This window comes from Streptomyces sp. NPDC047453, from assembly GCF_040643155.1.
Lineage (GTDB): Bacteria > Actinomycetota > Actinomycetes > Streptomycetales > Streptomycetaceae > Streptomyces.
Genome location: NZ_JBEYTS010000010.1, coordinates 91,874 through 105,735, shown reverse-complemented (window position 1 = coordinate 105,735; position 13,862 = coordinate 91,874). Strand labels below are relative to the sequence as shown.

General features: G+C 69.8%; 12 protein-coding genes. 7 read left to right on the top strand and 5 right to left on the bottom strand.

Annotated elements, in window-relative coordinates:
• Positions 1 to 23: 23 nt before the first annotated feature.
• Positions 24 to 2,366, bottom strand: a complete 2,343-nt coding sequence (locus ABZ818_RS12375; protein ID WP_361413148.1) for a transglycosylase domain-containing protein — start codon at positions 2,364 to 2,366, stop codon at positions 24 to 26.
• 341 nt (positions 2,367 to 2,707) lie between these two features.
• Between ABZ818_RS12375 and ABZ818_RS12370 the strand changes: the two genes are divergently transcribed.
• The 5 genes from ABZ818_RS12370 to ABZ818_RS12350 all read left to right on the top strand — a co-directional run bounded on the left by ABZ818_RS12370 (position 2,708) and on the right by ABZ818_RS12350 (position 7,510).
• A complete protein-coding gene (locus tag ABZ818_RS12370; protein ID WP_361413237.1) occupies positions 2,708 to 3,601 on the top strand; it encodes an SPFH domain-containing protein in 894 nt (297 codons plus the stop codon).
• Positions 3,598 to 3,861, top strand: a complete 264-nt coding sequence (locus ABZ818_RS12365) for a hypothetical protein (protein WP_225075367.1) — start codon at positions 3,598 to 3,600, stop codon at positions 3,859 to 3,861. The genes ABZ818_RS12370 and ABZ818_RS12365 overlap by 4 nt, the downstream gene beginning before the upstream one ends.
• 105 nt (positions 3,862 to 3,966) lie before the next feature.
• The gene (locus tag ABZ818_RS12360) at positions 3,967 to 4,491 is read left to right on the top strand and encodes a PadR family transcriptional regulator (RefSeq protein WP_361413147.1); all 525 of its coding nucleotides are present in this window, start codon (positions 3,967 to 3,969) and stop codon (positions 4,489 to 4,491) included.
• Positions 4,488 to 5,177, top strand: coding sequence for an ABC transporter ATP-binding protein (locus tag ABZ818_RS12355; protein WP_361413146.1), 690 nt, complete (start codon positions 4,488 to 4,490; stop codon positions 5,175 to 5,177). Before ABZ818_RS12360 ends, ABZ818_RS12355 begins: the two co-directional genes overlap by 4 nt.
• On the top strand, positions 5,174 to 7,510 hold the full coding sequence (locus ABZ818_RS12350; protein ID WP_361413145.1) for an FtsX-like permease family protein: 2,337 nt from the start codon (positions 5,174 to 5,176) through the stop codon (positions 7,508 to 7,510). Before ABZ818_RS12355 ends, ABZ818_RS12350 begins: the two co-directional genes overlap by 4 nt.
• A gap of 46 nt (positions 7,511 to 7,556) precedes the next feature.
• Here the strand turns inward: ABZ818_RS12350 and ABZ818_RS12345 are convergent, their stop codons facing one another.
• On the bottom strand, positions 7,557 to 8,516 hold the full coding sequence (locus ABZ818_RS12345; RefSeq protein ID WP_361413144.1) for a LysR substrate-binding domain-containing protein: 960 nt from the start codon (positions 8,514 to 8,516) through the stop codon (positions 7,557 to 7,559).
• A 133-nt stretch (positions 8,517 to 8,649) separates the two neighbouring features.
• On the opposite strand from ABZ818_RS12345, the gene ABZ818_RS12340 reads away from it, so the two are divergent.
• Complete coding sequence (locus ABZ818_RS12340) at positions 8,650 to 9,204, top strand: peroxiredoxin (protein ID WP_361413235.1); 555 nt, start codon at positions 8,650 to 8,652, stop codon at positions 9,202 to 9,204.
• Positions 9,205 to 9,208: 4 nt separating this feature from the next.
• Positions 9,209 to 9,742 (top strand): alkyl hydroperoxide reductase, encoded by a 534-nt coding sequence (locus ABZ818_RS12335; protein ID WP_361413143.1) that lies wholly within the window; start codon positions 9,209 to 9,211, stop codon positions 9,740 to 9,742.
• A 57-nt stretch (positions 9,743 to 9,799) separates the two neighbouring features.
• On the opposite strand, the gene ABZ818_RS12330 is transcribed toward ABZ818_RS12335, so the two are convergent.
• The 3 genes from ABZ818_RS12330 to ABZ818_RS12320 all read right to left on the bottom strand — a co-directional run bounded on the left by ABZ818_RS12330 (position 9,800) and on the right by ABZ818_RS12320 (position 13,736).
• Complete coding sequence (locus ABZ818_RS12330; RefSeq protein WP_361413142.1) at positions 9,800 to 11,110, bottom strand: AI-2E family transporter; 1,311 nt, start codon at positions 11,108 to 11,110, stop codon at positions 9,800 to 9,802.
• Between the two features lie 132 nt (positions 11,111 to 11,242).
• On the bottom strand, positions 11,243 to 11,977 hold the full coding sequence (locus ABZ818_RS12325; RefSeq protein WP_361413141.1) for a transglycosylase SLT domain-containing protein: 735 nt from the start codon (positions 11,975 to 11,977) through the stop codon (positions 11,243 to 11,245).
• Positions 11,978 to 12,410: 433 nt separating this feature from the next.
• Entirely contained in the window at positions 12,411 to 13,736 is a 1,326-nt protein-coding gene (locus ABZ818_RS12320; RefSeq protein WP_361413140.1) for a PhoH family protein, read from the bottom strand.
• Positions 13,737 to 13,862: the final 126 nt, after the last annotated feature.

The following is a 13,862-nucleotide window of genomic DNA, read 5'->3' as shown; positions in this document are numbered from 1 at the left end:
GCACGTGACTCACCGCGCGTCGCTCACTGCTCGTTGGGGAGGAGCGGGGTCTCACTGAGACCGTCCGTCGGCTCTCTGCTCGGCAGCGTGTCGCTCGGCGACTGCGACGGTGTCTGGCTCGGCGTCTGCGACGGCGTCTGGCTCGGCGTGTCCCTGGGCGACTCGGACACCGACGGCGCGGTGGTGGTGGGCGTCTCGGACGGAGTCTCGCTCGGCGACTCGGTGACCGTCGGGGACGTGGACGGCTCCACGGCGGCACCCTGCTTGGCTTCCAGGTCGAACTTGCTGACCTCGCCCATCGCGTTGAAGGTGTAGTCGGCCCAGATCTGCGCGGGGTAGCCACCGCCGTTGATACGGCCGCTGCCCGGGATGAGGCCGGTGGCACCGCTCAGCGTGGTGTGCGCGTGGGTCTTCGGGTTCTCGCCGAACAGGCCGACGGAGGTGACCAGGCCCGGCGTGTAGCCGGTGAACCAGGCGGACTTGTTCTCGTCGGACGTGCCCGTCTTGCCCGCCACCTGCTGGCCGTTGCGCTGCGGATTGTCCCGCACCGACCTCTTGGCCGTACCGTCGTCGACCACGCCGGTCAGCACGGAGGTGACCGTGTCGGCGGCCTCGCGGCTGATGACCTGCTCGCCGATCGGGTCGGCCATCTTGACCGAACGGCTCTTCTGCTCGGCCGACTTCACGATGGTCGGGGTGACCTTCTTGCCGTGGTTGTCGAGGGTGGCGTACATCCCGGCCATCTCCAGTGGGCTGGCGCCCATGGAGCCCAGCGTCTGGGCCGGGACCGCCTGCATGCCCTTGGTGTTCATGCCGAGCTTGCCGGCGACCTCCATCACCCTGTCCATGCCCACGTCGACACCCATCTGCGCGAAGACGGAGTTGACGGACTGGTTCATGGCCTTCTGGACCGTGATGTTGCCGTAGTTCTGGTCGTCCTCGTTGGGCGGCCCGAAGCCGACCTTGGTTCCGTGGTCGACGACCTGACGACCACTGGTGCCGTCGTAGACGGTGTTCGCCACGATCGGCCGGCCGTCCTGGGTCCTGGAGTCCCCCTCCAGCGCCGCGGCCAGGATCACCGGCTTGAAGGTGGAGGCCGGCTGGAAGTCCCGCCGGGTCGCGTTGCTGAGGTAGTGCTTCAGGTAGTCCTCGCCGCCGTACAGGGCGACGATGTGCCCGGACTCCGGGTCGACGGAGACGGCACCGGCCTGGACGTGCCCGTCCACCGTCCGCTTCTTCGCGTCCAGCTTGCTGGTGAGCTGCGCCTTGACCGCCTCTTCCAGCGCGGACTGCTTCTTCTTGTCGATGTTCAGGGTGATGGTCCAGCCCTGCCCTTCGACCGCCTGCTCCGCCTGGCCCTGGGTCAGGTCCTGATCCTTCATCAGCTGCTGTTCGAGCTGCTGGTTGGCCAGCGAGATCAGGTAGCCCTTCTGGCCCTCGCGTCCGGGAGCGGGCCTGGGCTCCTTGGGGACGGGGAACTTCATGGTCTGCCGCTTGCCGGCGTCGAGCCAGCGCTGCTTGACCATGTTGTCCAGCACGTAGTTCCAGCGCTGCTGCGCGAGCCGCTTGCCGGTGTCGCTCGCGACGGCCCAGTCGTACTGGCTCGGAGCCTGCATCAGGGCGGCCAGGTACGCGCCCTGCTGGACGGAGAGGTCCTTGGCGTCGACGCGGTAGTAGGCCTGCGCGGCGGCCTGGATGCCGTAGGCGCCCCGGCCGTAGTAGCTGGTGTTGATGTACCCGGCGAGGATGTCGTCCTTCGACATCCGCTGGTCCACCTTCAGCGAGATGACCAGCTCCTTCAGCTTGCGCGTGACGGTCTGGTCCTGGTTGAGGTAGAAGTTCTTGACGTACTGCTGGGTGATCGTCGAGCCGCCCTGCGCGCCCTTGCCGCTCACCGTGTTGAGCAGACCGCGGGCGGTGCCCTTCAGGTCGACGCCGTTGTCGGTGTAGAAGGTCTTGTTCTCGGCCGCGACGAAGCAGTGCTGGACGGCCTTGGGCACCCTGGACAGGTCCACCATCTCGCGGTTGACCTCGCCGGTACGGGCCAGGATCGAGCCGTCGCTGTACTTGTAGACGTTGCTCTGGCGCTGCGCGTCGGCGTTGCCCTCGGGTATGTCCACGACCATGTACAGCACGATGAAGGCGCCCATGCCCAGCAGGCAGAGGCCGAGGAAGGTGCCGAGGATCTTCTTCCAGGTGAACAGGCGGCCGATGCCGCTCTTCCCCTTCGGCCTCGCCGCCCGGCGGGCCGCGGCCCTGCCGCCGCCCGCGGGTCCTATGCCGGCCGCCGGCATCCCGGACGACCCCTGGGGCGCCGCGCGGCGGCCACCGCGCTGCCGCGCTCGTCGATCTTCCGCTCGTCCCATGGGTCCGTACGCTCCGCTTCCGTCTCGGCTGTCACTCAGGTGCGTGGTCCGGGTCAGCTCAGAAAGCTAACACCGCCGTCTATGACAAAGGCCCCCTGATCCGCCCCATTACGGACGTGACAATCAGCACCTGTCCCAGTGGAACCGACGTTCCAGGGACACCAAGGGTTGCCGTGAGGCAATAAAGCGATATCACTTAGTTAGCGGAAACCATGGCCCGCGACGCCGCGGGCCCCCGACGACCAGGGGGACCCGCCATGCCCGCACAGCCACCGCCCGACGCCACGCGCGACCTCGCACAGGACTCCGCACCCGCCACCGACCCGACCGAACTGCCCGAAATGCCCGAGCCGCACGTGCGGGAGTTCCCGGCGCACAGCATCGGGGGCGGGATCGCCCTGCTCCTCGGCCTCCTTGGACTGCTGGTCGCGGCGGCCCTGTTCGCGGGCGGAGTGAACGCCTCGGCCACCGGCGCCAAGGCCGCGCTGATCGTCGTCGCGCTCCTGGTCGGCATCGGCGCGCTGCTCGGGATGTGCGGGCTGAACACGGTCGCGCCCGGCGAAGCCCGGGCCGTCCAGCTCTTCGGCCGCTACCGGGGCACGATCCGCGAGGACGGGCTGCGCTGGGTGAACCCCTTCACCTCCCGGACGAAGATCTCCACCCGCGTCCGCAACCACGAGACCGCCGTGCTCAAGGTCAACGACGCCTACGGCAACCCCATCGAACTCGCCGCGGTCGTGGTGTGGAAGGTGCGGGACACCGCGCAGGCCACCTTCGAGGTGGACGACTTCCTGGAGTTCGTCTCCACCCAGACCGAGGCGGCCGTACGGCACATCGCCATCGAGTACCCCTACGACGCCCACGACGAGGACGGGCTGTCCCTGCACGGCAACGCCGAGGAGATCACCGAGAAGCTCGCCGCCGAACTGCACGCGCGCGTGGAGGCCGCCGGAGTGCAGATCGTCGAGTCCCGCTTCACGCATCTGGCCTACGCCCCCGAGATCGCCTCGGCGATGCTCCAGCGGCAGCAGGCCGGCGCGGTCGTCGCGGCCCGCCGGGAGATCGTGGACGGCGCGATCGGCATGGTCGAGGCGGCGCTCGCGCGGATCTCCGAGCAGGGGATCGTGGAACTGGACGAGGAACGGAAGGCGGCGATGGTGTCGAACCTGATGGTGGTGCTGTGCGGGGACCGGGCACCGCAGCCCGTGCTGAACACCGGGACGCTCTACCAGTGACCGCCACCGAGGAAGGGTCCTCGCCCGGTCGCCGGCCGCGGCAGCGCAAGCAGGTGCTGCTGCGGCTGGACCCGTCGGTGTACGACGCGCTCGCCCGCTGGGCCTCGGACGAGCTCCGCTCGGCCAACGCGCAGATCGAGTTCCTCCTGCGCCGCGCCCTCGCGGAGACGGGCCGCCTGCCGGGCGAGGCCGGCCCCCTCCCGCGCCGGGGCCGCCCTCCACGCACCCCGCGACCGCCCGAGGGGCCCCAGACCCCGTAGCAGAACCGTGACAATCGCCCCCCACCTGCGCGGTCGCCCCTTCCGCCACCGCATGGACACTCGGTGTATACATGCCGCGTATACACACTGTGTAGAGTCGTCGGCATGTCCATCGGTCACACCCTCCTGGGGCTCCTTGAGTCCGGCCCGCGCCACGGTTACGACCTGAAGCGGGCCTTCGACGAGAAGTTCGGTCACGACCGGCCGCTGCACTACGGCCAGGTCTACTCGACGATGTCCCGACTGCTGAAGAACGGGCTCGTCGAGGTCGACGGAATCGAGGCGGGTGACGGCCCCGAGCGCAAGCGGTACGCGATCACCGAGGCCGGCGTCACCGACGTGGAGCGGTGGCTCGCCACGCCGGAGAAGCCGGAACTGTACCTTCAGTCGACGCTCTACACCAAGGTCGTCCTGGCGCTGCTCACCCACCGCGACGCCGCCGACGTCCTCGACACCCAGCGCGCCGAGCACCTGCGCAGCATGCGGATCCTGACCGAACGCAAGCGCAAGGGGGATCTCGCCGACCAGCTCATCTGCGACCACGCCCTGTTCCACCTCGAGGCCGATCTGCGCTGGCTGGAGCTGACCGCGGCCCGCCTCGACAAGCTCCGTGAGGCGGTGGCCCGGTGACCCCTCCCCCCGGCTCCCTGCTGGCCGCCGAGAACCTGCACAAGGCCTACGGCCCGACCACCGCCCTGGACGGCGCCGGATTCTCCATCCACGCCGGCGAGGTCGTCGCCGTGATGGGCCCCTCCGGCTCCGGCAAGTCCACCTTGCTGCACTGCCTCGCCGGGATCGTCACCCCCGACTCGGGTTCGATCACCTACGACGGCCGTGAGCTGTCGACCATGACCGACGCCCAGCGCAGTGCGCTCAGGCGCTCGGAGTTCGGCTTCGTCTTCCAGTTCGGCCAGCTGGTGCCCGAGCTGACCTGCGTGGAGAACGTCGCCCTGCCGCTCCGGCTGAACGGCACCTCCCGCAAGGAGGCCGAGCGGGCGGCGCTGGAGTGGATGCGCCGACTGGAGGTCGACGACCTGCGCAAGAAGCGCCCCGGCGAGGTCTCCGGCGGTCAGGGGCAGCGCGTCGCGGTCGCCCGGGCGCTGGTCACCGACCCGTGTGTGCTGTTCGCCGACGAGCCGACCGGCGCGCTGGACTCGCTCAACGGCGAGCGGGTGATGGAACTGCTCACGGAGGCCGCCCGGTCGTCCAACGCGGCGGTCGTCCTCGTCACCCACGAGGCGCGGGTCGCCGCGTACTCCGACCGCGAGATCGTCGTACGGGACGGCAAGTCCCGGGACATGGAGCGGATCGCATGAGTACGCGTCAGTGGGCCCGCGACCTGAGCATGGGGGCCAGGTTCGCGTTCACGGGGGGACGCGAGGGATGGCTCCGGGTCGTGCTCACGGCGGTCGGTGTCGGGCTCGGCGTGGCACTGCTGCTGCTCACGACCGCGATACCGAGCGCGCTGTCGGTACGGCACGAGCGGAGCGAGGCCCGCGAGGACTACACCTACATCCAGAACCCCCCGCCGAAGGCCGACGACACCCTGGTGATCGCGGACATCGACACGACGTACCACGACAAGGAGGTACGCGGACGGCTGGTGGAGCCCGAGGGGCCGCGGGCGCCGCTTCCCCCTGGGGTGGCCGCGTACCCGAAGCCGGGCGAGATGGTGGTCTCGCCCGCGCTCAGGGAACTGCTCGACTCCAGCTCCGGAAGGCTGCTGCGGGAGCGGCTGCCGTACCGCGTGGTCGGCACGATCGCCGAGAGCGGACTCATCGGCTCCCGCGAACTGGCCTACTACGCGGGCACGGAGAACCTGGCGCCGCGCATCAACGGCTGGCAGGTGGCCCGGATCACCGAATACGGCAGCCCGCAGCGGACGGAGCGCTCGGACCCGGTGCTGCTGCTGCTCGTGATGGTCGTCTTCGTGGCGCTGCTGATGCCGGTCGCCGTGTTCATCGCCGCGGCGGTGCGGTTCGGGGGCGAGCAGCGCGACCGCAGGCTCGCCGCACTCCGGCTGGTCGGCTCCGACGGCCGGATGACCCGTCGCATCGCGGCCGGCGAGGCGATGGCGGGCGCGTTGCTCGGGCTGGTCTTCGGCACGGTCTTCTTCCTGATCGGCCGTCAGGCCGCAGGGTCCGTCGAGGTCGTCGGCATCAGCGTCTTCCCCAGCTACCTCAACCCCTCCCCCTGGCTGGCCGCGCTGGTCGCGGTCGCGGTGCCGGCCGCGGCGGTGCTGGTCACCCTGCTCGCGCTGCGCGGAGTGGTCATCGAGCCGCTGGGCGTGGTGCGCACGGCGAAGCCCGCGCGGCGCCGGCTGTGGTGGCGGCTGCTGCTTCCCGTCGTGGGGCTGGGGATGCTCTACCCGATGTTCGGCCAGGGCCGCGGCAACGGGGACTTCAACCAGTACCTGGTGATCGGCGGCGTGACCCTGCTGCTGATCGGGGTGACCGCGCTGCTGCCGTGGACCGTGGAGACGGTCGTCGCCCGGCTCGGCGGCGGCGGAGTGGCCTGGCAACTGGCGGTACGGCGGCTCCAGTTGAGCAGCGGTACGGCGGCACGGCTGGTCAGTGGCATCGCGGTCGCGGTGGCCGGGGCGATCGCGCTCCAGATGCTCTTCGCCGGGGTGCAGGGCGACTACACCAAGGACTCCGGAAAGAACCTCCACCGGGCCCAGATGGAGGTGAGCGCGCCGCGGGGCATCTCGCTCACCGGGGCCGCCGAGAAGTTCTCGGCCACGAAGGGCGTACGGAAGGCCACGGTGCTGTCCCAGGCATCGGTCGGTGACAAGTCCTCGAAGAGCGAGGAGGAATCTCGTGTCTCGGCCACGGTGACGATCGGCGACTGCGCCTCCCTGCGCGAGGTGGCGCGCATGTCCTCCTGCCGCGACGGGGACGTCTTCGCCCTCAGCGGCAGCCAGTTCGATGCCGACACCGTGAAGCTGGCCAAGCCCGGCCGCGAGCTGTACTTCGACATGTCCTCGGGCGTGGAGCAGGCCGATGTTCCGTGGACCGTCCCGGTCACCCTGAAGCCCGCCCGCTCGGTCGAGGACCCCATGGGAGAAAGGCGCGGCGGTCTGCTGGTGACACCGGCCGCCGCGCCCCCGGGGACGGCCACGACGGTCTGGGGACAGATCTACCTGTCGATCGACCAGTCGGTCCCGAACGTGCACGAGTACGTGCGCAACACGGCGGCGGCGATCGACCCGATGACGGGCGCGCACGTGTGGGTCGCCACCGAGGAGTCGAAGAAGTTCGCCTCCATCCGCACCGGCCTGTTCGTCGGCGCGACCTGTGTGCTGCTGCTGATCGGGGCGAGCCTGCTGGTGTCGCAGCTGGAGCAGTTGCGCGAGCGGAAGAAGCTGCTGTCGGCGCTGGTCGCCTTCGGCACCCGGCGGCGCACGCTGAGCCTGTCGGTGCTGTGGCAGACGGCGATCCCGATCATGCTCGGCCTGCTGCTGGCCGCGGCGGTGGGGATGACGCTGGGAGCGGTGCTGCTGAAGATGACGAACACGACGGTGGCCGTGCACTGGCCGAGCGTGCTGGCGATGACCGGCATGGGCGCGGGAGTCGTCCTCGCGGTCACCCTGCTCAGCCTTCCGCCGCTGCTGCGCCTGATGCGCCCCGAAGGTCTGCGCACGGAGTGATCACCCGGGACTGATCACTTGGGACTGGGACCCCGCACGCGGGGGCTCAGCCCCGGCCGCCGTCCAGCACCCGCACCGGCAGGGGCCGCAGGTCCGCGTGCAGGGCGGCGGCAAGTTCCCGGTACTCGGCGGCGCGGGCCGCGCCGGTGCGCATGGCAAGGGCGATACGGCGTGAGGGGGCGGGGTCGGCGAAGTAGCCGGTGAGGAGCTGGTTGTTGCGGGAGGTCTCGACCCTGAGGGCGGTGCGGGGCAGCAGGGTGCAGCCGAGGCCGCCGGCGACGAGCTGGACGAGGGTGGAGAGCCCCGCGGCGGTCGTCGTCACCGGAGCGTTCTCGCGCCCGGCCTCGCGGCAGATGTCGAGCGCCTGGTCGCGCAGGCAGTGCCCCTCGTCGAGCAGCAGCAGATTGAGTTCCTTCAGGGCCTCGCGCGGGATGCCCTCCCGGCCGCCGAGCCGGTGGTCGAGCGGGGTCACCAGGACGAAGTCCTCGTCGAACAAGGGGAGTTCGACGACGCCGGGCACGCCGAGGGGGACGGCGAGGAGCAGCAGGTCGAGCCGCCCGCCGGCGAGCCCGTCCAGCAGGTTGGCGGTCTGCTCCTCGTGGACCTGGAGGTCGAGGTCGGGGTAGCGGTCGTGGACGAGCCGCAGCACGGTGGGCAGCAGATAGGGCGCGACGGTGGGGATGACGCCGAGCCGCAGTACGCCGGTGAAAGGCGCCCGGACGGCCTCGGCCTCCTCCAGCAGGGCGCCGACCTCCCCGAGCACGGCCTTGGCCCGGACGGCGAGCCGCTCACCGGCGGGCGAGAGCAGCACCTTGCGCGTCGTACGCTCCAGCAGCGTGACACCGAGTGCCTCCTCCAGCGAGGAGACGGCTCCGGAGAGGGCCGGCTGGCTCACGCCGATCGCCGCGGCGGCGTCCCGGAAGTGCAGATGTTCCGCGACGGCGGCGAAGGCGCGCAACTGGGACAGGCTAGGCTGCCTGCGCTTTCCGGGATTACCGACGGTCACTGATAACTACCTCCGATCAACCCGACCGAGTGTAGCTATTTCTGTAATCAATGCACCGTGTGCCAACATCAGCATCGTCCAACCCATGGGAATCACCATCACGATCGGTGTTTCCTCGCTGCAAGGAGAGCACGTGCTCACTGTCGGTGACAAGTTCCCCGCGTTCGAACTGACCGCATGCGTCTCGCTGGAGAAGGGCAAGGAGTTCGAGACGATCGACCACAAGACCTACGAGGGCAAGTGGAAGGTCATCTTCGCCTGGCCCAAGGACTTCACCTTCGTGTGCCCGACCGAGATCGCCGCCTTCGGCAAGCTGAACGACGAGTTCGCCGACCGCGACGCCCAGGTCCTCGGCTTCTCCGGCGACTCGGAGTTCGTCCACCACGCCTGGCGCAAGGACCACGACGACCTGCGTGACCTGCCGTTCCCGATGATGGCGGACTCCAAGCACGAGCTGATGCGCGACCTCGGCATCGAAGGCGAGGACGGCTTCGCCAAGCGCGCGGTCTTCATCGTGGACCAGAACAACGAGATCCAGTTCTCCATGGTGACGGCGGGCTCGGTCGGCCGTAACCCCAAGGAGGTCCTGCGGGTTCTGGACGCCCTCCAGACGGACGAGCTGTGCCCCTGCAACTGGACCAAGGGCGACGAGACCCTCGACCCGGTCGCCCTGCTGGCGGGTGAGTGACCCCATGTCCCTGGACTCCCTGAAGTCCGCCGTCCCGGACTACGCCAAGGACCTGAAGCTCAACCTGGGCTCGGTCATCGGCAACAGCGACCTGCCCGCGCAGCAGCTGTGGGGCACGGTGCTGGCCACGGCGATCGCCTCGCGCTCGCCGATCGTCCTGCGTGAGCTGGAGCCGGAGGCGAAGGCGAACCTGTCGCCGGAGGCGTACACCGCGGCGAAGGCCGCGGCGGCAGTCATGGCGATGAACAACGTCTTCTACCGCACCCGCCACCTCCTGTCCGACCAGGAGTACGGCACCCTGCGGGCCGGCCTGCGGATGAACGTCATCGGCAACCCCGGCGTCGACAAGGTCGACTTCGAGCTGTGGTCCTTCGCCGTCTCCGCCATCAACGGCTGCGGCATGTGCCTCGACTCCCACGAGCAGGTCCTGCGCAAGGCCGGCGTGGAGCGCGAGGTCGTCCAGGAGGCCTTCAAGATCGCCGCGGTGGTCCAGGCCGTCGCGACGACCCTCGACGCGGAAGCGGCCCTCGCGGAGTAACGCGCACCGCATGACCGAACCCCGTCCACCCTCGAGGGTGGACGGGGTTCGGCGGTTTCAGCTCGGTTCGGAACTCCCCGAGCCGGACGGCGCGGTGGCCGGCTCCGCCGGAGCCGGCTCGGGCATCCGTGCCTGACGCCGCTCCTGCTCGCGCGCATAGGCCCGCAGATATCCCACCGCCGAGTTCGTCACCGCCACCAGTGGTACCGCCACCACCGCGCCGCCGATCCCCGCGATCAGCCCGCCCGCGGCGACCGACAGGACCACCGCCAGCGGGTGCACCCGCACCGCCCGGCCGAGGATGAACGGTTGCAGCACGTGCCCCTCGAGCTGCTGCACCGCCAGCACCACCACCAGCACCATCACCGCGGTGAAGACTCCCTGGGTGACCAGCGCCACGACCACCGCCAGCGCGCCCGACACCACCGCGCCCACCAGCGGGATGAAGGCGAACAGGAAGATGAAGACGGCCAGCGGCACCGCCATCGGCACATTGAGGAAGTAGATCCCCAGCCCGATGAAGATCGCGTCGATCAGCGCCACGATCACCGTGCCGCGCACGTACGCGGTCAGCGTGCGCCAGGCCCGCGGACCGGCACCGGCCACGCCCGGACGCGCCGCCGCCGGCACCAGCTTCAGCGTCCACTCCCAGATGCGCCGGCCGTCGTAGAGCAGGAACAGCGTGGAGAAGACCGTCAGCAGAATCCCGGTCAGCGCCTCCACGACCACCGTCACGCCCTGCAGGCCGGCCGAGGTGATCTGGTCGGTATTGGCGCCGACCGCGTCCCGCAGGTTCTTCGCTATCTGGTTGATCTGCTTGTCGGTCACATGGAAGGGGCTGTTCAGCAGCCACTTGCGCAGCTGGTCGATGCCGTCCTGGATCTGGGTGGAGAGCGTGTCGATGTTCTCCATGACCTGCCAGGTCACGAACCACCCGATCAGCCCCATGATGACGAAGCCGAGAATCGCGGTGAGCGCGGTGGCCGGCCCGCGCGGCAGCCCGTACCGCCTCAGCCACGCCACCGTCGGCTGGAGCAGCGCCGTGATGAGCAGCGCGGCGACGAACGCGAGCACCACCAGCTGGATGGCGCTGATGGCGCGCATCAGCACCCAGACGGTGCCCGCGAGCACCAGCACTCGCCAGCCTGCCTCCGCCGCCACCCGTACGCCCCACGGCACGGCCTGGGCGGGATCGGGCCGGGCGTGGTTGGCGATCGGGTCCGGCAGGGGCTCGGGATCCACGTCCGGCTCCGGCCCGGCGGGGTCGGTGTGGTCCTTCTCCACTTCGGCTCGGCGCTCGTCCAACCGCTCACCCATTTCGGTGAGTCCGGCGCCGAGCCGGCCGAGCCACCCTGGCACTCGCGACATGATCCGTCCTCTTCCCCCGTCTCTCCCCACCACTCCCCCCTGGAGTCGTCCGGTCCGACCGTACAGGGCAACAGCCCCTCCCCCTAAGACGGGGAGGGGCTGTGCGGAGGTTGAGTTCGGCGGTGATCCGGCTCAGTACCAGTGGTTGGCCTGCCAGAAGTTCCACGCGTCGCAGGGGCTGCCGTAGCGGCTGTCCATGTAGTTCAGGCCCCACTTGATCTGGGTGGCCGGGTTGGTCTGCCAGTCGGCGCCCACGGAGGACATCTTGGAGCCGGGCAGCGCCTGGAACAGGCCGTACGCGCCGGAGGAGGGGTTGACCGCCCGGTAGTTCCAGCTGGACTCGTGGTTCACGATGTTGCTGAAGCACTGGAACTGGCCCGCGGGCACCATCGAGCGCGCCATCGCCTGGATCTGCGAGATGCTGTACGAGCTCTGCACCGGGAAGCTGGAGGCGTCACGGCTCGCGGAACGGCTGGCCGCCGCCTGGAGCTCGGCACGCTCCTTGGCTTCCTTGGCGGCCTTCTCGGCCTCCGCCTTCTTGGTCTCGGCCTCCGCCTTCTTGGCGATCGCCGTCTGGGCGGCGGCCTTGCGGGCGGCCTGCTCGGCCTCCTTCTTGGCGCTCGCGTCCGCGGCGATGGCCTGTGCGTCGGCCTGCTGTGCCAGGGAGGCGGTCTGCACCTGGGCCTGCTGACCCATGGGGATGTCTGCGAGAAGCGTCGCGTCGGCTGCCATCGCCTCGGCGTCGTTGTTCTGCGCGGTGCTGCCCGAGGCAACGCCGACGACGCTTCCGACAGCGGTGACCGCGGTGGCGGAGGCCACTGCGAATCCCCGGACCGAGATCCGGCTCACACGGTTTCCTTCCAGCATCGCCCGCTTCGGTGACCCTGGCGGACGCAATCGTGCCCCTGGCACTGGCCTCCCAACTGCGGGGTCACGGGAGGCGCGGGCCCGGTGGGCAACTCCCCCGAGGGGAGCGCCGCGTGGTGCTCGGGCGGCATACGACGACGCTATGGAGTTGAAGCGTGCTGCTCAAGTGTTGCTGTACCTGCCCCAGGGCTCAACGCCTGGGAGGTGCCCCCCAGGGGGTACAGCTGTGTCGTATGCGGGGCCTGACAGGAGTGAGACTCTGCCGTAATCCGACGCCGCAAGGCAATTCTGAGTTGCGTGTGAAAGCTCACACCCCATTCGGCCCAAGGGAATTCCCCAAATGCCCGCACGCGCGGACGCCGCCCGGCTAGGCTCAGGCCTTTGCCGGACGGCGCCAACTCCCGCACCACCGCATCCAGGTGTGCGAATTCGATCAGATGTGCCCGTCCTCCAGCATTTCGGTCACAAGTGCCGCGATCTGGGACCTCTCGGACCGGGTCAGTGTCACGTGCGCGAAGAGCGAGTGACCCTTCAGCTTCTCCACGACGGCGACGACACCGTCGTAGCGACCGACCCGCAGATTGTCCCGCTGCGCCACGTCATGGGTCAGAACCACCCGCGAGTTGGCCCCGATCCTGGACAGAACGGTCAGCAGGACGTTCCGCTCCAGCGACTGGGCCTCGTCCACGATCACGAACGCGTCGTGCAGCGACCGGCCGCGGATGTGGGTGAGCGGCAGGACCTCCAGCATCCCGCGCGCGGTGACCTCCTCGATGACCTCCCGGGACGTGACCGCCGACAGAGTGTCGAAGACCGCCTGCGCCCACGGGTTCATCTTCTCCGCCTCGGTGCCCGGCAGATAGCCGAGCTCCTGGCCGCCGACGGCGTACAGCGGACGGAAGACCATCACCTTCTGGTGCTGACGGCGCTCCAGGACCGCCTCCAGACCCGCGCACAGGGCCAGCGCCGACTTGCCGGTGCCGGCCCGGCCGCCCATCGACACGATCCCGACGTCCGGATCGAGCAGCAGGTCCAGCGCGATCCGCTGTTCCGCGCTGCGCCCCTTGATGCCGAACGCCTCCCGGTCGCCGCGCACCAGGCGGACGCCGCCCTCGGGTGTGACGCGGCCCAGTGCCTTGCCCCGCTCGGACTGGATCGTCAGACCGGTGTGCACGGGCAGGTCGGCCGCCTCCGGGACGTGGAGGTGACCCTCCTCGAAGAGGATGTCCACCTGTTCACCCGGCAGGGTGAGTTCGGACATCCCGGTCCAGCCGGAGGAGTCGGTGATGGCGAGTTCCGCGCGGTACTCCTCGGCCAGCAGGCCGACGGAGGACGCCTTGATGCGCAGCGGCAGGTCCTTCGAGACGACGGTGACGTCGTACCCTTCCGCCTGCAGGTTGCGGGCGACCGCGAGGATGCGGGAGTCGTTGTCCCCCAGGCGGTAGCCGGTGGGCAGCACGCTGGGGTCCGAGTGGTTGAGCTCGACCCGGACCGTTCCGCCGAGGTCCCCGATCGGGATGGGGGCGTCGAGGCGGCCGTGCCGGACCCGGTAGTCGTCCAGCAGGCGCAGGGCCTGCCGGGCGAAGTAGCCGAGTTCGGGATGGTGCCGCTTGGCCTCCAGTTCCGTGACCACGACGATCGGGAGCACGACCTCGTGCTCGTCGAAGCGGGTCAGGGCGTTCGGGTCCGCCAGCAGGACGCTGGTGTCGAGAACATAGGTGCGCCGGTCTGGCTTGTGGCGCTTTGTGCTGGTCACCACGGAAGGACGTACCCCCTCGGATGAGGTCGGGGAGCGACGAGATGGAGGCCGGGCCGGGCGGGCGGGAGCAAGCCGACCGGTCGACGGCCCCCGCGCACGGCGGGCCGAAAACCGGCCCTCCACGTC

What these genes read in the sequence shown, in the direction of transcription:
- ABZ818_RS12370 (WP_361413237.1), top strand. Translation starts at nt 2,708, where the DNA reads ATGCCCGAGCCGCACGTGCGGGAGTTCCCGGCGCACAGCATCGGGGGC.
- ABZ818_RS12330 (WP_361413142.1), bottom strand. Translation starts at nt 11,110, where the DNA reads ATGTCGCGAGTGCCAGGGTGGCTCGGCCGGCTCGGCGCCGGACTCACC.
- ABZ818_RS12375 (WP_361413148.1), bottom strand. Translation starts at nt 2,366, where the DNA reads ATGGGACGAGCGGAAGATCGACGAGCGCGGCAGCGCGGTGGCCGCCGC.
- ABZ818_RS12325 (WP_361413141.1), bottom strand. Translation starts at nt 11,977, where the DNA reads ATGCTGGAAGGAAACCGTGTGAGCCGGATCTCGGTCCGGGGATTCGCA.
- ABZ818_RS12350 (WP_361413145.1), top strand. Translation starts at nt 5,174, where the DNA reads ATGAGTACGCGTCAGTGGGCCCGCGACCTGAGCATGGGGGCCAGGTTC.
- ABZ818_RS12360 (WP_361413147.1), top strand. Translation starts at nt 3,967, where the DNA reads ATGTCCATCGGTCACACCCTCCTGGGGCTCCTTGAGTCCGGCCCGCGC.
- ABZ818_RS12335 (WP_361413143.1), top strand. Translation starts at nt 9,209, where the DNA reads ATGTCCCTGGACTCCCTGAAGTCCGCCGTCCCGGACTACGCCAAGGAC.